Annotated in this window: 20 protein-coding genes, 7 tRNA genes and 1 pseudogene; 7 read left to right on the forward strand and 21 right to left on the reverse strand. The window is 53.4% G+C overall.

Features of this window, described 5'->3' with window-relative positions; translation table 11 throughout:
• Window positions 1-115: 115 nt before the first annotated feature.
• A complete protein-coding gene (gene ubiF, locus ABVN44_RS05835) occupies window positions 116-1291 on the forward strand; it encodes a 3-demethoxyubiquinol 3-hydroxylase (protein WP_023231441.1) in 1176 nt (391 codons plus the stop codon).
• Window positions 1292-1421: 130 nt separating this feature from the next.
• Here ubiF and ABVN44_RS05840 read toward each other — a convergent pair.
• From ABVN44_RS05840 to nagB, 12 genes are all read right to left on the reverse strand, one after another.
• Window positions 1422-1496 (reverse strand) — tRNA-Gln (locus ABVN44_RS05840).
• Between the two features lie 43 nt (window positions 1497-1539).
• Window positions 1540-1614 (reverse strand) — tRNA-Gln (locus ABVN44_RS05845).
• Between the two features lie 46 nt (window positions 1615-1660).
• Window positions 1661-1737: transfer RNA gene (locus ABVN44_RS05850), tRNA-Met, on the reverse strand.
• Window positions 1738-1752: 15 nt separating this feature from the next.
• Window positions 1753-1827, reverse strand: a tRNA-Gln gene (locus ABVN44_RS05855).
• A gap of 35 nt (window positions 1828-1862) precedes the next feature.
• Window positions 1863-1937 (reverse strand) — tRNA-Gln (locus ABVN44_RS05860).
• A 23-nt stretch (window positions 1938-1960) separates the two neighbouring features.
• A tRNA-Leu gene (locus ABVN44_RS05865) sits at window positions 1961-2045 on the reverse strand.
• Window positions 2046-2053: 8 nt separating this feature from the next.
• Window positions 2054-2130, reverse strand: a tRNA-Met gene (locus ABVN44_RS05870).
• A gap of 221 nt (window positions 2131-2351) precedes the next feature.
• Window positions 2352-4016, reverse strand: coding sequence for an asparagine synthase B (gene asnB / locus ABVN44_RS05875; protein ID WP_000337039.1), 1665 nt, complete (start codon window positions 4014-4016; stop codon window positions 2352-2354).
• A 289-nt stretch (window positions 4017-4305) separates the two neighbouring features.
• Window positions 4306-5058 (reverse strand): ribonucleotide monophosphatase NagD, encoded by a 753-nt coding sequence (nagD, locus tag ABVN44_RS05880; protein WP_000153143.1) that lies wholly within the window; start codon window positions 5056-5058, stop codon window positions 4306-4308.
• A gap of 46 nt (window positions 5059-5104) precedes the next feature.
• The gene (gene nagC, locus ABVN44_RS05885; RefSeq protein WP_000187578.1) at window positions 5105-6325 is read right to left on the reverse strand and encodes a DNA-binding transcriptional regulator NagC; all 1221 of its coding nucleotides are present in this window, start codon (window positions 6323-6325) and stop codon (window positions 5105-5107) included.
• 4 nt (window positions 6326-6329) lie between these two features.
• A complete protein-coding gene (gene nagA / locus ABVN44_RS05890; protein ID WP_000271186.1) occupies window positions 6330-7484 on the reverse strand; it encodes an N-acetylglucosamine-6-phosphate deacetylase in 1155 nt (384 codons plus the stop codon).
• Window positions 7485-7543: 59 nt separating this feature from the next.
• Window positions 7544-8344 carry a glucosamine-6-phosphate deaminase gene (gene nagB, locus ABVN44_RS05895; RefSeq protein ID WP_001237059.1) on the reverse strand — a complete coding sequence of 267 codons (801 nt, stop codon included), beginning with the start codon at window positions 8342-8344 and terminating at the stop codon, window positions 7544-7546.
• 326 nt (window positions 8345-8670) lie between these two features.
• On the opposite strand from nagB, the gene nagE reads away from it, so the two are divergent.
• The 4 genes from nagE (at window position 8671) to chiQ (ending at window position 14950) form a co-directional block, all read left to right on the forward strand.
• Window positions 8671-10623, forward strand: a complete 1953-nt coding sequence (gene nagE / locus ABVN44_RS05900; RefSeq protein ID WP_023202197.1) for a PTS N-acetyl glucosamine transporter subunit IIABC — start codon at window positions 8671-8673, stop codon at window positions 10621-10623.
• A 210-nt stretch (window positions 10624-10833) separates the two neighbouring features.
• Entirely contained in the window at window positions 10834-12501 is a 1668-nt protein-coding gene (gene glnS / locus ABVN44_RS05905) for a glutamine--tRNA ligase (protein WP_001287181.1), read from the forward strand.
• Between the two features lie 660 nt (window positions 12502-13161).
• Entirely contained in the window at window positions 13162-14568 is a 1407-nt protein-coding gene (gene chiP / locus ABVN44_RS05910) for a chitoporin (protein ID WP_001258803.1), read from the forward strand.
• Window positions 14569-14617: 49 nt separating this feature from the next.
• Window positions 14618-14950 carry a ChiQ/YbfN family lipoprotein gene (gene chiQ / locus ABVN44_RS05915; protein ID WP_000722260.1) on the forward strand — a complete coding sequence of 111 codons (333 nt, stop codon included), beginning with the start codon at window positions 14618-14620 and terminating at the stop codon, window positions 14948-14950.
• Window positions 14951-14998: 48 nt separating this feature from the next.
• On the opposite strand, the gene tcuC is transcribed toward chiQ, so the two are convergent.
• From tcuC to ybfF, 9 genes and pseudogenes are all read right to left on the reverse strand, one after another.
• Window positions 14999-16303 (reverse strand): tricarballylate/proton symporter TcuC, encoded by a 1305-nt coding sequence (gene tcuC / locus ABVN44_RS05920; RefSeq protein ID WP_000057014.1) that lies wholly within the window; start codon window positions 16301-16303, stop codon window positions 14999-15001.
• Between the two features lie 50 nt (window positions 16304-16353).
• Entirely contained in the window at window positions 16354-17493 is a 1140-nt protein-coding gene (tcuB, locus tag ABVN44_RS05925) for a tricarballylate utilization protein TcuB (RefSeq protein WP_000811134.1), read from the reverse strand.
• Window positions 17480-18883: an FAD-dependent tricarballylate dehydrogenase TcuA gene (tcuA, locus tag ABVN44_RS05930; RefSeq protein WP_000228705.1), complete on the reverse strand. Its 1404-nt coding sequence runs from the start codon at window positions 18881-18883 to the stop codon at window positions 17480-17482. The genes tcuB and tcuA overlap by 14 nt, the downstream gene beginning before the upstream one ends.
• 97 nt (window positions 18884-18980) lie before the next feature.
• Window positions 18981-19907 (reverse strand): tricarballylate utilization LysR family transcriptional regulator TcuR, encoded by a 927-nt coding sequence (tcuR, locus tag ABVN44_RS05935; protein ID WP_000423371.1) that lies wholly within the window; start codon window positions 19905-19907, stop codon window positions 18981-18983.
• Window positions 19908-20021: 114 nt separating this feature from the next.
• A complete protein-coding gene (fur, locus tag ABVN44_RS05940) occupies window positions 20022-20474 on the reverse strand; it encodes a ferric iron uptake transcriptional regulator (protein WP_000131699.1) in 453 nt (150 codons plus the stop codon).
• Window positions 20467-20552: pseudogene (locus ABVN44_RS05945) on the reverse strand (ryhB-regulated fur leader peptide). Before ABVN44_RS05945 ends, fur begins: the two are co-directional and overlap by 8 nt.
• 203 nt (window positions 20553-20755) lie before the next feature.
• Complete coding sequence (gene fldA, locus ABVN44_RS05950) at window positions 20756-21286, reverse strand: flavodoxin FldA (protein ID WP_001018621.1); 531 nt, start codon at window positions 21284-21286, stop codon at window positions 20756-20758.
• 150 nt (window positions 21287-21436) lie between these two features.
• The gene (gene ybfE, locus ABVN44_RS05955; protein WP_023231365.1) at window positions 21437-21730 is read right to left on the reverse strand and encodes a LexA regulated protein; all 294 of its coding nucleotides are present in this window, start codon (window positions 21728-21730) and stop codon (window positions 21437-21439) included.
• A gap of 133 nt (window positions 21731-21863) precedes the next feature.
• Window positions 21864-22634, reverse strand: coding sequence for an esterase (gene ybfF, locus ABVN44_RS05960; protein WP_000773245.1), 771 nt, complete (start codon window positions 22632-22634; stop codon window positions 21864-21866).
• A 184-nt stretch (window positions 22635-22818) separates the two neighbouring features.
• Here ybfF and seqA point away from each other — a divergent pair, with 184 nt between their 5' ends.
• Both seqA and pgm read left to right on the forward strand, forming a co-directional pair.
• Window positions 22819-23361, forward strand: a complete 543-nt coding sequence (gene seqA, locus ABVN44_RS05965) for a replication initiation negative regulator SeqA (RefSeq protein WP_000848395.1) — start codon at window positions 22819-22821, stop codon at window positions 23359-23361.
• Window positions 23362-23385: 24 nt separating this feature from the next.
• Window positions 23386-25026, forward strand: a complete 1641-nt coding sequence (gene pgm, locus ABVN44_RS05970) for a phosphoglucomutase (alpha-D-glucose-1,6-bisphosphate-dependent) (RefSeq protein WP_000974385.1) — start codon at window positions 23386-23388, stop codon at window positions 25024-25026.
• Window positions 25027-25138 lie beyond the last annotated feature (112 nt).

Genomic DNA, 25138 nt, shown 5'->3' on the forward strand with positions numbered 1-25138 from the left:
AAAGCAGGGCGCATAGTGTAATGCTTTGGCGCGGTTGTGACCAGTATGACTGACGTCAGCCCTAATGGGTAAAAAATCCTGTAAACTTGTCTAAAACGTAACAGGATGAATGACCATGACAAATCAACCAACGGAAATTGCCATTGTCGGCGGGGGAATGGTCGGCGGCGCGCTGGCGCTGGGTCTGGCGCAGCAAGGGTTTACGGTGATGGTAATAGAACATGCCGCGCCTGCGCCGTTTGTGGCTGACAGCCAGCCTGACGTGCGGATTTCGGCCATTAGCGCGGCATCCGTGGCGCTGCTCAAGGGACTGGGCGTTTGGGAGGCGGTGCAGGGGATGCGTAGCCATCCTTATCGGCGACTGGAGACCTGGGAGTGGGAAAACGCCCATGTGGTGTTCGACGCCGCTGAACTCAAGCTGCCGCTGTTAGGCTATATGGTAGAGAACCACGTCCTGCAACAGGCGCTGTGGCAGGCGCTGGAAGCGCACCCCGGCGTGACGCTGCGCGTTCCGGCTTCACTGGCGGCATTGCACCGCCGCCGCGATGGTTATGCGCTGGAACTGGCCGACGGCGAATGGGTAACGCCGAAGTTAGTGATTGGCGCCGATGGCGCGAATTCGCAGGTTCGGCAAATGGCGGGAATTGGCATTCATGCCTGGCAATATGCGCAGTCGTGTATGCTTATCACCGTCAAGTGTGAAAATGCGCCAGGCGACAGCACCTGGCAGCAGTTTACGCCAACGGGGCCGCGCGCCTTTTTGCCGCTGTTCGACGATTGGGCGTCGCTGGTGTGGTATGACGCTCCGGCACGTATTCGCCAGCTACAGAGTTTATCGATGACGCAATTGCAGGTGGAAATTAACCAGCACTTTCCGGCGCGTCTGGGGGCGGTGATGCCTGTCGCGGCGGGCGCGTTTCCGCTAACCCGTCGTCACGCGTTGCAGTATGCGCAACCGGGGCTGGCGCTGGTAGGCGACGCGGCGCATACCATTCATCCGCTGGCCGGGCAGGGCGTCAACCTGGGGTATCGGGATGTTGATGCGTTGATTGATGTGCTGGCGAGTGCCCGTAGCTATGGCGAGTCCTGGGCCAGCCATTCGGTGTTGAAACGCTATCAGACGCGGCGCATGGCAGATAATTTTATGATGCAAAGTGGAATGGATCTGTTTTATGCCGGGTTCAGCAATGAACTGCCGCCGCTGCGTATTTTACGCAATATGGGGCTGATGGCGGCGCAGCGCGCAGGCGTGCTAAAACGTCAGGCGCTGAAGTATGCGTTGGGGTTGTAGTTTGTGTTATGCCGGGTGGCGGATACCTTACCCGGCCTGTATTCGCCCGTAGGCCTGATAAGCGTAGCGCCATCAGGCAGTCCGAATTGCCAGAAAAGCAAAAAGCTCGCCGAAGCGAGCTTTTTAAAGGTGGCTGGGGTACGAGGATTCGAACCTCGGAATGCCGGAATCAGAATCCGGTGCCTTACCGCTTGGCGATACCCCAATTGTCGTACTTCTTGCGCTCGTTAGCAGAGCGTCTTTAAAACTGGCTGGGGTACGAGGATTCGAACCTCGGAATGCCGGAATCAGAATCCGGTGCCTTACCGCTTGGCGATACCCCAACAAATTATTTTCGAACCGGTCGAATACCTCGACGCGTTCTGAATATGGTGGCTACGACGGGATTCGAACCTGTGACCCCATCATTATGAGTGATGTGCTCTAACCAACTGAGCTACGTAGCCAGATGATTTCTTCGATGGCTGGGGTACCTGGATTCGAACCAGGGAATGCCGGTATCAAAAACCGGTGCCTTACCGCTTGGCGATACCCCAATACCGTCGCGGTGAACCGCAAACTCGAAGAAATATGGCTGGGGTACCTGGATTCGAACCAGGGAATGCCGGTATCAAAAACCGGTGCCTTACCGCTTGGCGATACCCCATCCGTACAACGCTTATCGGTGAATGGTGCGGGAGGCGAGACTTGAACTCGCACACCTTGCGGCGCCAGAACCTAAATCTGGTGCGTCTACCAATTTCGCCACTCCCGCAAAAAAGATGGTGGCTACGACGGGATTCGAACCTGTGACCCCATCATTATGAGTGATGTGCTCTAACCAACTGAGCTACGTAGCCATCTTTTTTCGCGTTACCTTATCGGCGTTGCGGGGCGCATTATGCGTATTGAGCCTTGAAGCGTCAACCTCTTTTTCATCGAAAAACGTCGGAAAGTGTCTGTTTGGTTAGGTTGCGAACAGCGTGGCGCAATATTCGGCAATTATTGGTTATTAATCGTTTTTCCGAAAGTGGTTTGCTATAAAAAAAGAGCCCCTAAGGGCTCTTTCGCCATCGTTAATTTACTGGTACGCCGACTGATGCACGCCGACCGCGCGGCCTGACGGGTCATCCATCGTTTTGAATGCTTCATCCCACTCAATGGCTTTGGCGGAAGAACAGGCCACGGACGGGCCGCCGGGTACGCATTCCGCCGCGCTCGGCACCGGGAACAATTCTTCAAAAATTTCCCGGTACAAGTACGCCTCTTTAGACGATGGCGTGTTGTATGGAAAGCGGAAGCGGGCGGTTTCCAGTTGTTGATCGGAAATCTGTTTCGCCGCCACCTCTTTCAGCGTATCGATCCAGCTGTAGCCTACGCCGTCAGAGAATTGCTCTTTCTGACGCCACGCGACGCTTGCTGGCAGATAAGACTCGAAGCACTCGCGCAGCACGTGTTTTTCCATCTTGCCGTTGCCGCACATTTTATCCTGTGGGTTGATACGCATCGCCACGTCGAGGAATTTTTTATCCAGGAACGGTACGCGCGCTTCCACGCCCCAAGCGGACATCGCTTTGTTGGCGCGGGCGCAGTCATACATATGCAGCGCCTGTAGCTTACGGACCGTCTCTTCATGTAACTCTTTGGCGTTCGGCGCTTTATGGAAGTACAGGTAGCCGCCAAACACCTCATCGGAACCTTCGCCGGAGAGCACCATTTTGATGCCCATCGCTTTGATCTTACGCGACATCAGATACATTGGCGTTGAGGCGCGGATAGTGGTCACGTCATAGGTTTCAATGTGATAGATAACATCACGAATGGCATCAAGGCCTTCCTGCACGGTGAAGTGAATTTCATGGTGCACGGTGCCGAGGTGGTTAGCCACTTCCTGGGCCGCCTTCAGGTCAGGCGAACCTTCCAGACCGACCGCAAAAGAGTGCAACTGTGGCCACCAGGCTTCGGAGCGCTCCTGATCTTCGACGCGACGGGCGGCGAATTTTTTGGTGATAGCCGAGATAATCGACGAGTCCAGACCGCCGGAGAGCAGCACGCCGTAAGGGACGTCGGACATCAGGTGGCTTTTCACGGATTCTTCCAGCGCCTGACGCAGCGCGTTTTTGTCGGTGACGTTGTCTTTTACCGCATCGAACTCAAACCAGTCGCGCTGATAGTACTGACGAATTTCGCCGTCTTTGCTCCACAGGTAGCTGCCCGCCGGGAACTCTTTAATGGTGCGGCAGACCGGGGTCAGCGCTTTCATTTCTGACGCTACGTAGAAGTTGCCGAATTCGTCATAGCCCATATAGAGCGGAATAATACCGATATGGTCACGACCAATCAGATAAGCGTCTTTTTCGCTGTCATACAGGGCGAAGGCGAACATCCCCTGTAAATCGTCAAGGAAATCCGGCCCTTTTTCCTGATATAGCGCGAGAATAACTTCGCAGTCGGAGCCTGTCTGGAACGCGTAACGATCGCCATACTCCGCGCGTAACGTTTGATGGTTATAAATTTCACCGTTCACCGCCAGCACGTGGGTTTTTCTGGCGTTATACAGGGGCTGGGCGCCGGCGTTAACATCAACAATCGACAAACGTTCATGTGCGAGAATCGCGTTATCGCAAGCGTAGATGCCGGACCAGTCCGGGCCGCGATGGCGCATCAGGCGTGACAGTTCAAGGGCTTTTTTACGCAGTTCCGCTGCATCTGTTTTGATATCGAATACGCCGAAAATAGAACACATAGCCTTCTCCGTTAATCTGTTGCGTCGTACTTTTTGTGTTTGCTTGACTAAAAAATGCCGCAAAGGCGTGGAAGGCGCAAGGGGATTACGGTCTGAAAAATGAAAAATGCAATCGTCATTGTTGATTAGTGAAAAATGATTACGTATTGCGCGGATTTATTGATGGATCTTCAGTTTTATCGTGGTTTAATTGAATTATGTTTTTCCTGATGACGTTTCGCTTATCAGGCCTACAATGTTGTTCGAACCGTAGGCCTGAAAGCGGCGCGTCATCGGGCAGGGGACAGGTTTAGATAACGTCTATCTCGGCGACGGAAGGGTAAATCCAGCTTGGGCGGAACGGCATACTGTCAATATCATTGATTGTTGATACGCCTGAAAGTACCAGAATGGTCTCCAGACCGGCCTGGAACCCCGCCAGAATGTCGGTGCGCAGGTTGTCGCCGACGATAACGGTCTCTTCCGAGTGCGCCTGCATTTTGTTTAACGCCGCGCGGATGATCCACGGGCTGGGTTTGCCGACATAAAACGGCTTCCGGCCGGAAATTTTTTCAATGCCTGCGCACAGCGCGCCGCAGGCCGGATAAAAGCCGCGACCGTGAGTATCCGGGTTGGTAGCGATAAAGCGCGCGCCATTGGCGACGAAAAATGCCGCTTTATGCATCATGTCCCAGTTGTAGGAGCGGGTCTCTCCAACGATGACAAAATCAGGGTTCACATCGGTAATGGTAAAACCCGCTTTATAGAGCTCGTGAATGAGCGCGCCTTCGCCCACGACATACGCTTTCTTACCTTCCTGACGGCGCAGAAAATCGGCTGTCGCCATTGCTGACGTATAAAACACGCTGTCCGGCACGTTAACGCCAGCGGTAGCAAAACGGTTCGCCAGATCCTGGCCGGTTTGCGACGGGTAATTGGTCAGCAGCACCAGCGGCAGACCTTTTTCCAGAATCCCCGTCAGAAATTCCGCCGCACCGGGTACGGCTACGTTGTCGTGCATCAGCACGCCGTCGATATCGCAGATTACATTCTTGATGGTCATGAACTACCCAGGGAATTTGTGAATAATCCGATACTATAAGAGCGCATCAACTTTCCAGCAAACGTTGCAGCAATGTTCCGTTGAGCATGGCGCGTTTAACTAAGGCAAATGCGCCGATAGCAGAACGGTGATCCAGCGTGGAGCGTACCACCGGCAAATTTTTGCGAAATGCCTTTAACGCCTGCGTATTGATACAGCTTTCGATAGCGGGCAACAGGACTTTATCGGCTTCAATGATCTCGCCGGCAATGACGATTTTTTGCGGGTTAAACAGGTTGATAGCAATGGCGATCGTTTTGCCCAAATGGCGACCAACATGCTCAATGACTTCCGAGGCCAGGCTGTCGCCCCGGTTTGCCGCCTTACAGATGGTTTTAATCGTGCAGTCGTCAAGCGGAACACGGCTTTGATACCCTTGTTTAAGCAAATTCAGCACCCGTTGTTCAATCGCCGCATTGGCGGCAATGGTTTCCAGACAGCCGAAATTACCGCAGTGGCAGCGCTCGCCCAGCGGCTCCACCTGAATATGCCCAATTTCACCGACGTTGCCGTTACGGCCAATGAAGATGCGTCCGTTGGAGATAATCCCGGCGCCTGTACCACGATGAACGCGCACCAGAATCGAGTCCTCGCAATCCTGACTGGCGCCGAAGTAGTGTTCCGCCAGCGCCAGGCTACGGATATCGTGTCCCACGAAACAGGTAACGTGAAACCGTTTTTCCAGCGCTTCAACCAGTCCCCAGTTTTCAACCTGAATGTGCGGCATGTAACGAATCACGCCGCTTTCCGGATCGACAAGCCCTGGCAGGATCACCGAGATAGCGATCAATTCACGAATTTTACGCTGACAGCTATCAATAAAGACGGCGATAGTGTTGAGCAGCGCATGTTCCAGCGTCTCCTGGGTGCGCTCCGGTAGCGGATAATGCTCCTCAGCGACCACTTTACTGCTCAGATCGTAGAGCGTTAAAGTGGTGTCATGACGGCCCAGGCGAACGCCAATGGCGTGGAAGTTACGGGTTTCCGTGACGATAGAGATAGCGCGGCGGCCTCCGGTAGAGGCCTGCTGATCGACTTCTTTGATCAGCCCGCGTTCAATGAGTTGACGCGTAATTTTCGTTACGCTGGCGGGAGCAAGCTGGCTTTGCTCGGCAATTTGTATGCGCGAGATAGGACCATGCTGGTCAATCAGGCGGTAAACGGCCGCGCTGTTAAGCTGTTTTACGAGATCAACGTTACCTATCTGAGCTTGTCCGCCTGGTGTCATATTCTCACTTACTCAAGTCAACGACCTCGTCACCATTAACGATGGTCTTGATAATTTTAAAATCGTGGGTGAACGCGGTCAGGTTGGCGACTTTACCCGGCGCAATGCTACCGAGATGTTTATCAACGCCGATAGCGCGTGCCGGATAGAGCGTTGCCATGCGCAGCACTTCATCCAGCGCGATGCCGCAATGCGCGACCAGGTTGCGTACGCCTTCAATCATGGTTAAGGACGAACCGCTCAACGTACCGTTTTCATCCACACACAGTCCATTGCGGTAGTATATTGTTTTACCTGCGAAAATGAACTGCTCAATATTGGCCCCCGCCGGTGCGGTGGCGTCTGTCACCAGACAAAGTTTGTCGCCTTTCAGGCGTTTGGCATTGCGAATGTTGGCGTAGTCGACATGCAGACCATCGGCGATAACGCCGCAATAAATATCCGCTTCGTCCAGAACAGCGCCAGCAAGGCCCGGCTCACGCCCTGTAATGTACGGCATCGCGTTAAACAGGTGAGTCGCAAAGGTAATCCCGGCGCGGAAGCCCGCTTTTGCCTCTTTTAACGTCGCGTTGGAGTGGCCTGCGGAAACCACAATGCCCGCATTCGCCAGTTTTGCGATTACGTCAGCAGGCACCATTTCCGGCGCGAGAGTGACTTTGGTGATGACGTCGGCATTATCGCATAAGAAATCGACCAGCGCAGCGTCTGGTTTACGCACGAAATCAGGATTATGGGTGCCTTTTTTTACCAGATTAAGCCAGGGGCCTTCCAGGTGGAGACCCAGCGCCTGGTGCGGATGTTTTTCCAGGTATTCGCGCATGACGCGAATGCCCTGTTTCATCAATTCGTCGCTGGTAGTGATAAGCGTTGGCAAAAAGTTAGTACAGCCCGATTTTTCATTGGCTTTCTGCATAATTTCCAGCGTTTCAACGCTGACGGCTTCTGCGGTATCGTTAAACTGCACGCCGCCGCAGCCGTTTAGCTGCACATCAATAAAACCGGGGGAGAGAATGGCCCCATTCAATGAGCGTTGTTCTATTCCCGGCGGCAGTTCGGCCATCGGACAAACGCGGTCAATCAGGCCATTAGCGACAACAAGCGCATGGTCATCAAGAATTTCGTGACCGGTAAAGATCCGGCCCTGGGTTAAAGCATACATTCCGACCCCCGATATCAAAAATTTACCGCCCCGCATTGACTGGCGGGGCGGAGACAACATTACAGACCTTTAATATTTTCTGCTTCTAATTCATTGAAATATTTCAATGTTTTAACTTTAAGTTCCATTGTGGACGGCTCATCGCATACCACAACCGCTTTCGGATGGAGTTGCAGGCAGCTAATGGTCCACATGTGGTTGACGTTGCCTTCAACCGCCGCCTGCAGCGCCTGGGCTTTCTGATGGCCCAGCACCAGAATCATCACTTCTTCCGCATCCAGCAGCGTGCCTACGCCTACCGTCAGCGCGTATTTCGGCACCTGGTTTACGTCACCGTCAAAGAAGCGGGAGTTCGCTACGCGAGTATCATGGGTTAACGTTTTGATACGGGTACGGGAAGCCAGGGAAGACGCCGGTTCGTTAAAGGCGATGTGACCGTCGTTGCCGACGCCGCCCATAAACAGATGGATTTTACCGTAAGAACGAATTTTTTCTTCATATTGACGGCATTCCGCATCGATATCCGGTGCGTTACCGTTGAGAAGATTGATGTTTTCTGCTGGAATATCAACGTGATCGAAAAAGTTACGATGCATAAAGCTGTGGTAGCTTTCCGGGTGCTCTTTCGGCAGGCCAACATATTCGTCCATATTAAAGGTGACCACATGCTTAAAGCTGACCTCGCCCGCTTTGTGCATCTCAACCAGCGCTTTGTACGCCGTTAGCGGCGTGCCGCCGGTAGGCAGCCCAAGGACAAACGGACGATCGGCGGTCGGTTTGAACGCATTAATACGGTTAACGATATGGCGAGCGGCCCATTTGCCAACCTGTTCTGCGGTACTCAGGGGGATCAGTCTCATTCTTCACCTCAATAATCAATGTCAAAATTTGGCGGATCGTATTAAGCGTAACCTGGATATCCAGGGTTCGTGTTCAATCCGTCCTGATTTTTTGAATCATAAAATAAGTTTTCCGTGTTAGCCAGTAGATGGTGGGGGTAATTACGATATTTAGTGATTATAATCACAAAAAACACCCGTTTAATTTGCGAGGCGAATTAATTTTCCACACACTCTGCAGAAGATGATCTCACCGTTCGATTACAGAACATCACGTTTTTAACGTTTGCAGCACAATAAAAAACGGCTTCAAAGAAGCCATATCGGCGTCTCGTAGGGGGAATAAGATGAATATTTTAGGTTTTTTCCAGCGGCTGGGTAGGGCGTTGCAGCTCCCTATCGCCGTGTTGCCGGTGGCAGCGTTGTTGCTGCGATTCGGCCAACCAGATTTGCTGAATATGCCGTTTATCGCGCAAGCGGGCGGGTCTATTTTCGATAACCTGGCGTTGGTTTTCGCTATCGGCGTGGCCTCCAGTTGGTCTAAAGATAGCGCAGGCGCGGCAGCGCTGGCGGGAGCCGTGGGTTACTTCGTCATGACCAAAGCGATGGTGACGATTAACCCGGAAATCAACATGGGCGTGCTGGCGGGGATTATTACCGGTCTGGTCGGCGGCGCGGTTTATAATCGCTGGTCTGGTATCAAACTGCCTGATTTTCTCAGTTTCTTCGGTGGAAAACGTTTTGTGCCGATCGCAACGGGCTTTTTCTGTCTGGTGCTGGCCGCTATTTTCGGTTACGTCTGGCCGCCGGTACAGCATGGCATCCATGCGGGCGGTGAATGGATCGTTTCCGCAGGCGCGCTGGGTTCCGGTATCTTTGGCTTCATCAACCGTCTGCTGATCCCCACCGGTCTGCATCAGGTACTGAACACCATCGCCTGGTTCCAGATTGGCGAATTCACCAATGCCGCAGGCACTGTATTCCACGGCGACATCAACCGCTTCTATGCTGGCGACGGCACGGCGGGGATGTTTATGTCCGGCTTCTTCCCGATCATGATGTTTGGTCTGCCGGGCGCCGCTCTGGCGATGTATTTCGCCGCGCCGAAAGAACGTCGTCCGATGGTGGGCGGTATGCTGCTGTCTGTCGCGATCACCGCGTTTCTGACCGGCGTAACCGAGCCGCTGGAATTCCTGTTTATGTTCCTGGCGCCGCTGCTGTACCTCCTGCACGCCATTTTGACCGGTATCAGCCTGTTCGTCGCGACGTTGCTGGGTATCCATGCGGGCTTCTCTTTCTCGGCAGGCGCGATCGACTATGTTCTGATGTATAACCTGCCAGCGGCCAGCAATAACGTCTGGATGTTGCTGGTGATGGGCGTTGTATTCTTTATCATCTACTTCCTGCTGTTCAGCGCGGTTATTCGTATGTTTAACCTGAAAACGCCGGGCCGCGAAGATAAAGTTGATGAGATGGTAACGGAAGAAGCCAACAGCAACACCGAAGAAGGGTTAACGCAACTGGCGACCAGCTATATTGCTGCGGTTGGCGGTACGGACAACCTGAAAGCGATCGATGCGTGTATTACCCGTCTGCGCCTGACCGTGAATGACTCTGCTCGCGTCAACGATGCGGCCTGCAAACGCCTCGGCGCTTCCGGCGTGGTGAAACTGAACAAACAGACCATTCAGGTTATTGTCGGCGCGAAAGCGGAATCGATTGGCGATGAAATGAAGAAAGTGGTGGCGCGGGGGCCGGTCGCGGCAGCGTCTGCTGATGCGGTTCACGTTGCGACACCTGCTCCGGCGGCCAAACCCCAGGCGGTGCCGAATGCGGTGACTATCGTTGAACTGGTCTCTCCGATTACCGGTGAGGTAGTGGCGCTGGATCAGGTACCGGATGAAGCGTTTGCCAGCAAAGCGGTCGGCGACGGCGTGGCGGTGAAACCCACCGATAAAACCGTGGTTTCTCCGGCGGCGGGTACTATCGTGAAAATCTTCAACACTAACCACGCGTTCTGTCTGGAAACCGAAAAAGGCGCGGAGATCGTTGTCCATATGGGTATCGATACCGTCGCGCTGAACGGTCAGGGCTTCAAGCGTCTGGTAGAAGAGGGTGCGGAAGTCACGGCGGGTCAGCCGGTGCTGGAACTGGATCTGGACTTCCTGAATGCCAATGCGCGCTCCATGATAAGCCCGGTTGTTTGCAGCAATAGCGATGACTTCAGCGCTCTGGTCATCAAAGCGGATGGTCACGTGGTAGCGGGTCAAACGCCACTGTACGAGATCAAGAGCAAATAATCGCTTCCTGGCCGGATAAGGCGTAAGACGCCATCCGGCGATATCACAGGAAACATAAGCGGCAGAGGGAAACCTTCGCCGCTTTTTTTTACCGCAATTAGCCCCAATATTTTCTGCAAAGCCACTTTTTAAGTAACTAAAGGTTGTCAGTCTGTCCGGCTTATAAGATCATATGCCGTTATACGTTGTTTACGCTTTGAGGAATCCACGATGAGTGAGGCTGAAGCCCGCCCGACTAACTTTATTCGTCAGATTATTGATGAAGATCTGGCGAGTGGTAAACATACCACTGTCCATACCCGTTTTCCGCCGGAGCCGAATGGCTATCTGCACATCGGCCACGCGAAATCTATCTGCCTGAACTTTGGCATCGCGCAAGATTATCAGGGCCAGTGCAACCTGCGTTTCGATGACACCAACCCGGTAAAAGAAGATATCGAGTACGTTGATTCGATCAAAAACGACGTCGAGTGGTTAGGCTTTCACTGGTCTGGCGATATTCGCTACTCCTCCGATTACTTTGACCAACTGCACGCCTATGCGGTCGAGCTGATCAATAAAGGCCTGGCCTACGTTGATGAGCTGACGCCGGAGCAGATCCGCGAATACCGCGGTACGCTGACCGCGCCGGGTAAAAACAGCCCGTTCCGCGATCGCAGCGTGGAAGAAAACCTCGCGCTATTTGAAAAAATGCGTACCGGCGGCTTTGAAGAGGGTAAAGCCTGTCTGCGCGCTAAAATCGACATGGCGTCGCCGTTTATCGTGATGCGCGATCCGGTGCTGTATCGCATTAAATTCGCCGAGCATCATCAGACCGGCAACAAGTGGTGCATCTATCCGATGTACGACTTTACTCACTGCATCAGCGATGCGCTGGAAGGCATTACTCATTCTCTGTGTACGCTGGAGTTCCAGGATAACCGTCGTCTGTACGACTGGGTGCTGGACAACATCACCATTCCGGTTCACCCGCGCCAGTACGAATTCTCGCGCCTGAATCTGGAATACACCGTGATGTCCAAGCGTAAGCTGAACCTGCTGGTGACCGACAAACACGTCGAAGGCTGGGATGATCCGCGTATGCCGACTATTTCCGGTCTGCGCCGTCGCGGCTATACCGCGGCCTCCATTCGGGAGTTCTGCAAACGCATCGGCGTCACCAAGCAGGACAACACCATTGAGATGGCGTCGCTGGAATCCTGCATTCGCGAAGATCTGAACGAAAACGCGCCGCGCGCAATGGCGGTAATCGATCCGGTAAAACTGGTTATCGAAAACTACCCGCAGGGTGAGAGCGAAATGGTTACCATGCCTAACCATCCGAATAAACCGGAGATGGGCAGCCGTGAAGTGCCGTTTAGCGGTGAGATCTGGATCGATCGCGCGGATTTCCGCGAAGAAGCGAACAAGCAGTACAAGCGTCTGGTGATGGGCAAAGAAGTACGTCTGCGTAATGCCTACGTCATTAAAGCGGAGCGCGTAGAGAAGGATGCCGAAGGGAATATCACCACCATCTTCTGTACCTATGATGCTGATACGCTGAGTAAAGATCCGGCTGACGGGCGTAAAGTGAAAGGCGTAATCCACTGGGTTAGCGCAGCACATGCGCTGCCGATTGAAATTCGTCTCTACGACCGTCTGTTCAGCGTGCCGAACCCGGGCGCCGCGGAGGACTTCCTGTCTGTTATCAACCCCGAATCATTAGTGATTAAGCAGGGGTATGGCGAGCCGTCGCTGAAAGCGGCGGTAGCAGGGAAAGCTTTCCAGTTTGAACGTGAAGGCTACTTCTGCCTCGACAGCCGCTATGCAACGGCCGATAAGCTGGTCTTTAACCGTACCGTGGGCCTGCGTGATACCTGGGCGAAAGCGGGCGAATAAGCACTGCGCCAACAGGCGAATGCTGTAAAAATACCTTGTCAACGCCGCGTTTTGCGGCGTTTTTTCTCTGCATTTCCAAGAGCCTATCCCATTAGGGCTATTTTACTTGCCATTTTGGACCTGGGCAGTGCTCGCCAAAACGCGTTAGCGTTTTGAACGCCGCTAGCGGCGGCCCGAAGGGCGAGCGTAGCGAGTCAAACCTCACGTACTACGTGTACGCTCCGGTTTTTGCGCGCTGTCCGTGTCCAAACTGGCTGCGCCAATAACGCCTGGTGGGATAGGCTCTAAGTCGATTCTCTTTTTTGCGAGGCGAATTAATTATTCTCTGAAAATTATTGATCTGATAAATGATTATTAATCTAAATGTTATAAGCGTCAGGTCAACAGGAGACAATTATTTTCATGCCTATGGAAAACAAGTCAATTTTCTTTCTGGCGGTCTGCTTCCCCCACCAGCAGCCGAATGTAACAGAAAGCAATTAAATATGTGCGGTTGCTCATATTATTACATACTGGTTACAGAAAGAGATTGATAATTCGCATCGCGAAAAATAGTCTATTTAACGTAGTAAATGAGGTTTCTCAGCGCTACTTTTTATTTTTATTTTTTCGCTGTTCGCTTTTGTCGGCAGCAATTTATACGTCAAAGAGGATTAACTTATGCGTACGTTTAGTGGCAAACGTAGTACGCTGGCTCTGGCTATCGCCGGTATCACAGCAATGTCGGGGTGGATCGTTGTTCCGCAGGCGCAAGCCTCCGGCTTTTTCGACGACTCCACGTTAACGGGCGGCATCTATTATTGGCAGCGTGAACGCGATCGCAAAGATGTGACCGACGGCGACAAATATAAAACTAACCTTTCTCATGCGACCTGGAACGCTAACCTGGATTTTCAGTCTGGTTACGCTGCGGATATGTTCGGTCTGGATATCGCGGCGTTTACCGCGATTGAAATGGCAGAAAACGGCGACAGCGGTCATCCAAACGAAATTGCCTTCTCGAAAAAGAATAAAGGCTACGACGAAGACTATTCCGGCGATAAGAGCGGTATCAGTCTTTATAAAGCCGCAGCGAAATTTAAATATGGCCCGGTCTGGGCGCGCGCCGGTTATATTCAGCCTACCGGTCAGACGCTGTTAGCGCCGCACTGGAGTTTTATGCCGGGTACTTATCAGGGTGCGGAAGCCGGCGCCAGTTTTGACTATGGCGATGCGGGCGCGTTAAGTTTTTCCTACATGTGGACTAACGAATATAAAGCGCCGTGGCATACCGAAATGGATAAGTTTTATCAGGCGGATAAAAAAACCAATGTAGATTATCTCCACTCCATCGGCGCGAAGTACGACTTCAAAAATGATCTGGTGCTGGAAGCGGCGTTTGGTCAGTCCGAAGGCTATGTCGATCAATATTTCGCGAAGGCCAGCTATAAATTTGATTTAGGCGGCAATCCGTTCACCACCAGTTACCAGTTCTACGGCGCGCGCGACAAAGTAGACGATCGCAGCGTGAATGATATTTACGACGGTACGGCCTGGCTGCAGGCGTTGACCTTCGGCTACAAAGTCGCGGAAGTGGTTGACCTGCGTCTGGAAGGCACCTGGGTGAAAGCGGACGGTCAGCAGGGCTATTTTCTGCAACGTATGACGCCAACCTACGCCTCTTCAAACGGTCGTCTGGATATCTGGTGGGATAACCGCTCCGACTTTAACGCTAACGGTGAAAAGGCGGTTTTCTTCGGCGCGATGTATGACCTGAAAAACTGGAATCTGCCGGGCTGGGCTGTGGGCGCGTCTTACGTTTACGCCTGGGATGCTAAACCGGCAACCTGGCAAAGTAACCCGGATGCTTACTACGACAAAAACCGCACTATCGAAGAGTCCTCATACAGTCTGGATGCGGTCTATACCCTGCAGGAGGGGCGTGCCAAAGGCACCATGTTCAAACTGCACTTCACCGAATATGACAACCACTCCAATATTCCAAGCTGGGGCGGTGGTTACGGCAACATCTTCCAGGATGAACGTGACGTGAAATTTATCGTTATTGCGCCATTCACTATTTTCTGATGTCAGATGCGGCAGGCTGCCGGTCTGCTGCGCTGTTGAGGAACGACCTATGAAAAAAATTTTACTCATCGCCAGCATGACCGCCGGTTTGACGGCCTGCGCGTCATCACCCGCGCCGGAAGAAGATAGCCGGCTGAAAGAGGCGTACAGCGCCTGTATCAATACCGCACAGGGCTCGCCTGAGAAGATAGAGGCCTGCCAAAGCGTACTGAATGTCCTTAAAAAAGAGCGCAAACATCAGCAATTTGCTAACGAAGAAAGCGTGCGGGTACTGGACTATCAGCAGTGCATTCAGGCGACGCGCACGGGTAACGATCAGGCGGTCAAGGCTGACTGCGATAAGGTCTGGCAGGAAATTCGCAGTCATAATAACGTGCAATAAAACCCTGCCTTGCCACCCACGGGCGAATGTTTTCCGCCCGTGGTTTTTTCAGGCTTTATTTTCTGCCGCGATATAGCCGCGACTCAGACGTACAAACAGCATCGCCGTCGCGGCAAGTCCACATAACGCTGCGCACATCAGCCACCAGCCGGGCGAGCTTTTATCGCCGGTTAACTTTACCAGCGCGGTAGAGATGGCCGGCGTCAGGCCGCCAAAAATTGCCGTCGCCAGGCTAAAGGCCAGCGAGAAACCAACGGTACGCACATAGACTGGCATCACTTCGGTTAACGCCGCGACCATTGCGCCGTTATACATGCCAAAAAAGAAAGAGAACCACAGCAGTACCAGCGTCATGCGGGTAAAGTCGGGCGCGGCGGTCAGCCATTGCATGACGGGCCAGGTGGTGATCAGCGCCAGCAACGTAATGCCCATTAATACGGCGCGACGGCCAATCCGGTCGGAAATCGCGCCGCCAATGGGTAACCAGATAAAATTGGACACCCCCACCAACATGGTGACGATCAAACTGTCCCGCGCGCTGAGATTAAGCACGGTTCTGCCATAGGTCGGCGTATAAACGGTGATAAAATAAAACGTAGTGGTGGTCATTGCCACCAGCAGCGTTCCGGCTGTAATAATGCGCCAGTTTTTGGCGATAGTTGCAAAAATTTCCCTGGTGTCGGGGCGATGCTTGCGTTGTAAAAACGCTTCTGTTTCTTGTAATGAACGACGTAAAACAAAAATCAGCGGAATGATCATACAGCCGATAAAGAACGGAATTCGCCAGCCCCACTCCGATATCGCGTCGTGTCCCAGCGTGATATTCAGGCTATAACCAATCAACGCGGCGACAACGATCGCGACCTGCTGACTGGCAGATTGCCAGCTGGTATAAAACCCTTTATTGCCTGGCGTTGCGATTTCGGACAGATAGACTGAGACGCCGCCTAACTCAACGCCCGCAGAAAATCCTTGTAATAACCGGCCCAACAGCACCAACGCAGGCGCTGCCAGGCCGATCGTTTGGTAGCCGGGGACGAGGGCGATGAGCAACGTACCGCAGCCCATAATCGCCAGCGTCACCATCAGCCCTTTACGACGTCCGATTCTGTCAATATAGGCGCCAAGCACAATCGCGCCGACGGGGCGCATTAAAAAACCGGAGCCAAAGACGGCAAAGGTCAACATTAATGAGGCAAATTCGCTTTCCGCCGGAAAAAACGTTCTGGCGATATAGGTGGCGTAAAATCCGAACAAGAAAAAATCAAACTGTTCAAGAAAATTGCCGCTTGTCACGCGCAGTATTGCGCCGAACGTGCCGGCGCGCGATGTTGCAGGTGTGTGTTGTGCCATAGGGTTTGCTCTCCACTGTCTTTATTGTTTTATGGGTAAGATGTTGCGGGTCAGTTGCCTGTATCCCCCGCATGTTTTCCGCGTCGCTTCTCAACTGCCCATTTGAGTAAGGCCGCGCAGCGGAAAAATCCGTGGGCGAATTTTCCGTAGGGAAGGGTGAGAAAGAGCGCCATCACCACGCCTAAATGGAGCGCCAGCAGTATGCCCATTCCGCTGGTGTCTCTGCCTGCCAGCAGCGCCAGCCCGGTCAGACTGGTTAAGAACAGCAGCAGAATAAAGCCGCGATCCATGGGTTTCTGGCGCGCATCGCCATGTAACGGCGACCGCCGCAGATTGAGCCACAGTAGCCCGGCCGGGCCGATAAGCAGACCGATACCGCCCAGCGTGCCGAGCATGACCGGCAGGCTAAAAAACGGGTAGGGCGCTTCCCAACCGGCGACGTAGTGATAGCCCGTCGCCACGACCGTGGCGGCAAAACAGAGCATAAAACCGTAAAAGGTAAAGTGATGAAAGCGACGGCGCAGCAGCGTGAACGCATCGTCCGCTTCGTTACAGCCTTTGCCGTGACCGCCGTCGAGATATTTCAGCGTTAACGCATTGTGCGACGCTTCCGCAATCTCTGCCGAACGCGGTACGCCCGGCGAGATCTCACGCCAGAAGCGAATTACGCCCGCCATAAGCAAACCGATTGCCAGCACAAAAACTGAGCCAAACATCCATGCCAGCAGGCTATGCGGAAAAATTTGATAGAAGTCACCGGCCAGCGGCGGATGAATCAGCGACCCTTTCAGCGCCATCGCCAGTAATAAAAAGAGCGTCAGACCGACTATCAGCGCCAGCGCGACGGTGATCCCCGCCCGGCGGTATAACGCGCCAAAAGCGGCGGGCTGGGCATACTGTTGATACGTCTCCAGGCGGGCTTGCGCCATCGCTTTCGGCACGTTAATGGCAAATTCATGGGGCGGCGCATACTGGCATGCGTGCAGGCAGGCGCCGCAGTTATGACATAAATTCGCCAGATAATGAATATCGGCTTTACCGAATTCGAGCCGCTGGGTCATCGCCGGAAATACCGCGCAAAAACCTTCGCAGTAGCGACACGCGTTACACACTTGCATGACGCGTTCGACCTCGGCTTCCGGTTCGGTAAGCACGGTGGCCTCAATGATTAATTTTTCAAGCTGTTTCATGCTGCGCCTCCTTGTGCGCCGCGCGGGCGGCTTCTATTCCCGCAATGCGGCCAAAGGTTGTGCCGATAGACATGCCTACGCCTGCGGTATACCCCTTGCCCAGTACATTTCCTGCCATCATCTCGCCGGCAACAAACAGGTTGCGGCTTGGATGACCGGCAAAATGCACCGCGGCACGTTCATTGACTTTCAGACCCAGGTAGGTAAACGTGATGCCGGGTCGCAGCGCATAACCGTAGTAGGGCGGCGCATCAAGCGGGCGCGCCCAGTGGGTTTTCGCCGGCGTCAGGTTTTTAGTGGCGCAGTCATCAAGCAAGGTATGATCAAAATGACCGGGCTGGCAGGCCTGGTTATACTGCGTGACGGTATGGGTAAATTTTTCCGCGTCCAGCCCCAACTGGCAGGCCAGCTCAGCCAGCGTATTGGCCTGCGCGCCAGGAAAAACCGGCGGCATAAAGTGGCCGATGGCTTTGCTGTCAATAATCGAATAGCCAATTTGTCCTGGCTGTTGAGCCACCAGCCGCCCCCAAATGGCGTAACGCTTCGGCCAGAAATCTTCGCCTTCATCATAAAAACGTTCGGCGTCGCGATTCACGACAATACCCAGCGATACGCAATCCACGCGAGTACAAATACCGCCGTCGTACAGCGGCGCCCTGGCATCAATCGCTACGCAGTGCGACTGGGACGGATCGCCAATGATATCCGCGCCAGCATCCATCATAAATTTGAGTAATACGCCCTGGTTAAAACGCGTGCCGCGAATCAGGAAATTATCCGCGGGCCATTCGCCGCGGGCGTTTTCTCCCCAGGCCTCCCGCAGCCATTCACGGTTTGATTCGAAACCGCCAGCCGCTAATACGCAGGCTTTGGCGGTAATACGTTCGCTACCCGCCAGCGCTGCCACGAATTCGCCGTCATGAAGTTCAAGCGCGTGAACCGGCGTGTTATAGCGAATCTGTACGCCCAGCCGTTCGGCGCTACGGTAATAGGCATTGACGAGCGCTTTCCCGCCGCCCATAAAAAACGCATTGGTGCGCGCAACGTGGAGCGCCCCAGATAGTGGCGGTTGAAAGTTAACGCCATGTTTGCGCATCCAGTCGCGGCATTGCGAAGAGGTGCGAATGACCAGCCGCGCCAGCGCCTCGTTGGTGTTGCCGTCGGTGACTCGCCACAGATCCTGCCAGAATTCCTCTTCAGGATAGCTTTCTACCAGCACATCCTGCGGCGCATCATGCATACAGCGCAGGTTTCGTGTGTGCTGAGAATTTCCGCCGCGCCATTCTCGCGGGGCAGCCTCCAGCAGCAGAACCGATGCGCCCGCTTCCCGTGCGGTCAGGGCGGCGCATAATGCGGCATTGCCTCCGCCTATCACCAGTACATCAACCATCTTATACTCCCGTACCATTTAACTATTTGTTAAATTTGTAATTGAAATGTATACGGATAAATAAGCGGCGCGCTATCAGGTAGCGCTAAACAGGGGTTTAGTAAGCGTAAAGGGTTGCGCCTGGCCATTCACCGGCGTCGACTAACTGACGCATAACTTTGGTAAGGACTACTCTGGCGGCAAGGCCGGCGGGCGTCAGTTCATCATCCGACAGGCTGACTAAAAAATTGGGGCGGCTGAGTACCGGATTATGGACGCCGATCACGCGTAGCGCGTCGTTATCCAGATGAGAAATCGCCGCGCCGGGCTGCAACGTGGCGCCAAGACCGTCGCGCACGGCGCGCATCAACAACGCCAGGCCGTCAATTTCCGCGACGATTTCAACGTTAAGCGCATGTTCCTGGCAGACAGCGTCCAGCCTGCCGCGCAGCCCATGTCCCTGGCTTGGCATAATGAGCGGAATGCCTGCCAGTTGTTCAGGTGTGATCGGGTTATCAGGAAGCGCCGCCAGCAGGGCATGGGAGCCAATCAGAAAAAGCTGTTCTTCAAGGATCGGTCTGGCGCTCCAGCGCAGGATTTTATCTTTTTGAAAGACAACGGCTAAATCAATCTGGCGGGTATTGATCATTCTTTCCAGATTACCGGACAAGCTTTCCACCACATGCAGTCGGACATCGGCATAGTTTTCCTGCATGGCATGGATAAACGGTATACCCAGTATGGAGGCGGTACTGGGGGCCATTCCTACGCTCACATGACCGGAAAGGCGCGCTTCTCTGGCGGCGAGAATCGCGTCGTCGGCATGACGCAGGGCGAGTTGCGCCTGTGAATAAAAGGCCAGCCCGGCGTTGGTTGGCGTTACGCCGCGCGAGGTGCGCTGCAGCAGACGGATAGCAAGCTCGTTTTCCAGACGGGACATCTGTTGACTTAAGGCTGAAACGCCAATATCAAGATCCTGTGCGGCGCTGCCCATACTGCCGGTTTCAATAATACGCACGAAATAGCGTAACTGGCGAAGCTCCATTCCTGCTCTCCTGAGATACGATAGCGTTTTTTACATTAAATCAACATCAAGCGGCAGGAAAGGGGAGGATATAAAAAAGCCAACCGGGCGGTTGGCTCTTCGAAAGATTTACACTTATTTAGTCGCGTCATCGTGCGCGTGCTCGTCTTCGCGGCAGTCGCCTTCAGCGCAGTGGCCGTAAAGATAGAGGCTGTGATTAGTTAAACGAATACCGTGTTTCGCCGCAATTTCACGCTGGCGCGCTTCAATAGAGTCATCACTAAATTCAATCACTTTTCCGCAGTCAAGGCAGATAAGATGGTCGTGATGATGCTGTTGCGTCAGTTCAAAAACGGATTTACCGCCTTCAAAATTATGGCGGGTCACGATACCGGCATCGTCAAACTGGTTCAGCACACGGTATACGGTTGCCAGACCGATTTCTTCACCCATGTCGATCAGGCGTTTGTATAAATCTTCCGCACTGACGTGATGGTTATCTGGTTCCTGAAGAACTTCCAGAATTTTTAAACGAGGAAGCGTTACTTTCAGGCCAGCCTTCTTTAATGCGGTATTGTTGTCAGTCATGCGGAATCTGTCCTGTTGCTAAACGATTCACTTCATTAGAGAAGTGACAGAAATTGCACTCAAGATAATGCGTATCATTATAGGACTGCCATGCCGAAATGAAAACCGCAAGTCTCTCGCAGATATTAATAAAACTGTGGTTTTGCCTGCAAATTTTGGCGCCACCTGATTACACCCGGACATTGTACAGGGATGGGTGCGAAAGTTACAAATTTGTAGCAATTATTTTGATTGGTCTTGTCTATTGATGCGGCGCAGATATAACGCTGCGCCGCATAAGATTAGGCGTTGAGGATGTCGTCGAGGTGCAATTCAGCCGAAACTTGCTTAACCCATTTTTCAACACGCTCGGCGGTTAGTTCAGGCTGACGGTCTTCGTCAATCGCCAGACCGACAAAATGATCGTCGTCAGCCAGACCTTTAGAGGCTTCAAAATGATAGCCTGCGGTTGGCCAGTGACCCACAATTGTGGCGCCGCGCGGCTCAATAATGTCGCGAATCGTGCCCAGCGCATCACAGAAGTATTCCGCGTAGTCTTCCTGATCGCCACAGCCAAATAGCGCCACCAGCTTACCGTTAAAGTCAATCTCTTCGAGAGTCGGGAAGAAGTCATCCCAGTCACATTGCGCTTCGCCATAGTACCAGGTTGGGATGCCCAGCAGCAGAATGTCATACCCTTCCAGGTCTTCTTTACTGCTTTTTGCAATGTCATGCACATCGGCAACGTCTTTACCAAGCTGTTTTTGAATCATTTTTGCGATATTTTCGGTATTACCGGTGTCGCTGCCGAAAAAGATGCCAGTGATTGCCATGAGTAAAATAACCTCTTGAAACTTATTGAAATGGTGGTGGCGAATTGCCCACGGATAAGGGCAATCATAGCAGAACAGGCAGATATGCGGAAACAGCAATCACGCGGGACTGCACGCTCTGCTACACGAAATATGAAACAAAACTTATTTTCAGACTAAACCCTGGCCGCGCAGCGCCATAAGCTGCTTCATTAATATTTCTTCAATGAGCTCGCTGCGGCTAATGTTGCGCGCTTCGGCCAGCTCATTCAGCGCGTCAACCGCTTGTGCGCTGAGTTTTAATTCGACACGCTTGAGGCCACGAACTTTGTCGCGTTTTAACTGGTTGCGCTTGTTGATGCGTAACTGTTCATCGCGCGAAAGCGGATTCGTTTTAGGTCGTCCCGGGCGACGCTCGTGCGCGAACAGATCTAATGTCGTACGGTCCGTTTGTTCTTTGGCCATGATTTTGGTGACTTCGGGGGAAACAATCAGCCAGGCTTATGCCCGGATGGATAGCGCGCCATCATACATCAGCGAGGAAGCGACGCCAACGCCCGCGCGCGTAATCGCGCACAGGCGATGAGTTTTTAATCAGTTAGCGTTTATCGTGCAGATAACGGCGGATGGCGCGCAGAACCGCCTCTGGTTTTTCGGCATGTACCCAGTGGCCCGCGCCGGCGATCACATGCGCGCGCGCCAGAGGGAATTGCGCCAGCAGCGCGTCGCGGTACGCTTCGGTCACGTACGGCGAGTTACCGCCTGGAATAAACAGCGCCGGATGTTCCCAGGGCGGAATGGTTTCCCAGCCGACGATATGCGGATACTGCTCCCATAATACCGGAACATTAAAACGCCATTCGCCTTCAGCCCAGGATTTTAACAGAAACTGGATCACGCCTTCTTCGTTGAGGTGCTGGCGCATAATCCCTGCCGCCTGTTGGCGGGATGTCGCGTCGGATTCGCTGACGGCGTTAATGGCCGCGAAAATACGATCGTGGCGGCGAACGTGATAATCCACGGGTGCGATATCAATCGCGACCAGACGATCGATGCGATCGGGCGCCAGCGCCGTCAGCGCCATTACCGCTTTTCCGCCCATGGAATGACCAATAAACGTCGCTTTTTCAATCTGCTGCGCGTCAAGCGTATCCAGAAGATCCTGGGCCATTGCCGGATAATCCATGACCGGATCGCGCGGCGATAAACCATGATTGCGCATATCGACCTGAATAATGTCGTGATCGGTCACCAGATCGCGCGCCAGTACGCCGAGGTTGTCCAGGCTGCCAAACAGACCATGAACGAGAACGATGGGGGAATTATTGTGCAGGTTTTGTGCAGATTGCGCTCGGATGTTTAATTTCATGGCAAAGTTCTTTTTTTCGCTCTGTCGGGTTAGGGTATTATGTTGACCATTCTGCCACTGGGCTGCAACCTCTAAGGTTTACTCCGAGTTTTTTTGTCAGCCGGGCTTAACGCTATCCGCTGTTGGGATTTGTTCCTATAATCCCAATGACTTGTATTCAGCAAAGACATCGCACTGGATTAAGATGAAAACGATTGAAGTTGATGATGAACTCTATAGCTATATTGCCAGCCACACCAAGCATATCGGCGAGAGCGCATCCGACATTTTACGGCGTATGTTGAAGTTTTCCGCCACGACACAGCCAACGGCTTCAGCGGTGAAGGGGACGCCTGCGGCGCAACCCGTTGCCGAAGCGAAACCGGTTAACCCGGTAAAAGACAAAGTTCGCGCGATGCGTGAGCTGTTGTTGTCTGACGAATATGCCGAGCAGAAAAAAGCGGTCAACCGCTTTATGCTGATTCTGACTACACTCTATTCACTGGATCACCACGCGTTTGCGGAGGCGACGGAGTCGTTGCATGGCCGCACGCGCGTCTATTTTGCGGCGGATGAACAAACGCTGCTGAAAAATGGGAATCAAACTAAACCTAAGCACGTTCCCGGCACGCCGTACTGGGTGATCACCAACACCAACACCGGCCGTAAATGCAGCATGATCGAACACATCATGCAGTCAATGCAATTCCCGGCGGAATTGATTGAAAAGGTTTGCGGAACAATTTAATCCTTGCATTAGAAGGACCAGGCAATGGCAATCCACAACCGCGCAGGACAACCCGCGCAACAGAGTGATTTGATTAACGTCGCCCAACTGACGGCGCAGTATTATGTACTGAAACCGGAGGCAGGGAATGCAGAACATGCCGTGAAATTTGGCACTTCCGGCCATCGCGGCAGCGCAGGTCGTCACAGTTTCAACGAACCGCATATTCTGGCGATCGCCCAGGCGATTGCTGAAGAGCGGGCGAAAAATGGCATTACCGGCCCCTGCTATGTGGGGAAAGACACCCATGCGCTCTCGGAACCGGCCTTCATTTCCGTGCTGGAAGTGCTGGCGGCAAACGGCGTAGACGTTATCGTGCAGGAAAATAATGGCTTCACGCCAACGCCTGCCGTGTCAAATGCTATCCTGGTCCATAACAAAAAAGGCGGCCCGCTGGCTGATGGTATTGTCATTACGCCGTCGCACAACCCGCCGGAAGATGGCGGTATTAAATATAATCCGCCCAATGGCGGCCCGGCGGATACCAACGTCACTAAAGTGGTAGAAGATCGCGCCAATGCGCTGCTGGCGGGCGGCCTGCAAGGCGTTAAGCGCATCTCTCTGGATGCGGCAATGGCCTCGGGCCACGTTAAAGCGGTAGATCTGGTACAGCCGTTTGTCGAAGGGCTGGCGGATATCGTTGATATGGCGGCGATTCAGAAAGCCGGTCTGACGCTGGGTGTCGATCCGCTGGGCGGCTCCGGTATTGAATACTGGAAACGTATCGCTGAGCATTACAAGCTTAACCTGACGTTAGTTAACGATCAGGTTGATCAAACCTTCCGCTTTATGCACCTTGATAAAGACGGCGCGATCCGTATGGATTGCTCCTCCGAATGCGCGATGGCGGGTTTGCTGGCGCTGCGTGACAAGTTTGATCTGGCCTTCGCCAACGACCCGGACTACGACCGTCATGGCATCGTGACGCCTGCAGGGCTGATGAACCCGAACCATTATCTGGCGGTCGCCATTAACTATCTGTTCCAGCATCGTCCGCTGTGGGGCAAAGACGTGGCTGTCGGTAAAACGCTGGTCTCTTCCGCGATGATTGACCGCGTGGTGAATGATTTGGGACGCAAGCTGGTGGAAGTGCCGGTAGGCTTCAAATGGTTTGTTGACGGTTTGTTCGACGGCAGCTTTGGTTTCGGCGGGGAAGAGAGCGCGGGCGCTTCGTTCCTGCGTTTCGACGGTACGCCGTGGTCTACCGATAAAGACGGTATCATCATGTGCCTGCTGGCGGCGGAAATCACCGCCGTTACCGGGAAAAACCCGCAAGAGCATTACAATGAACTGGCAGCGCGTTTTGGCGCGCCGAGCTATAACCGTCTGCAGGCGGCAGCGACCTCGGCCCAGAAAGCGGCATTGTCTAAACTGTCTCCGGAAATGGTAAGCGCCAGCACGCTGGCGGGCGACCCGATCACCGCGCGTCTTACCGCAGCGCCGGGTAATGGCGCATCGATTGGCGGCCTGAAGGTAATGACCGATAACGGCTGGTTCGCCGCGCGTCCATCCGGTACGGAAGACGCTTACAAGATCTATTGCGAAAGCTTCCTGGGGGAAGAACATCGCAAGCAGATTGAGAAAGAAGCCGTTGAAATCGTTAGCGAAGTATTGAAAAACGCCTGATGGGCGATATGGAAGAAAAAGGAGCCGTAAGGCTCCTTTTTTATATTAACGGCGCTGCGCTTATCAGGCCTGTAAATCGCCTCCAGGCCGGATAAGGCGCTTGTGATATCTG

Origin of the sequence: Salmonella sp. SJTUF15570 (genome assembly GCF_043357055.1) — a bacterium.
In the GTDB taxonomy this organism is placed as follows: domain Bacteria; phylum Pseudomonadota; class Gammaproteobacteria; order Enterobacterales; family Enterobacteriaceae; genus Salmonella; species Salmonella enterica.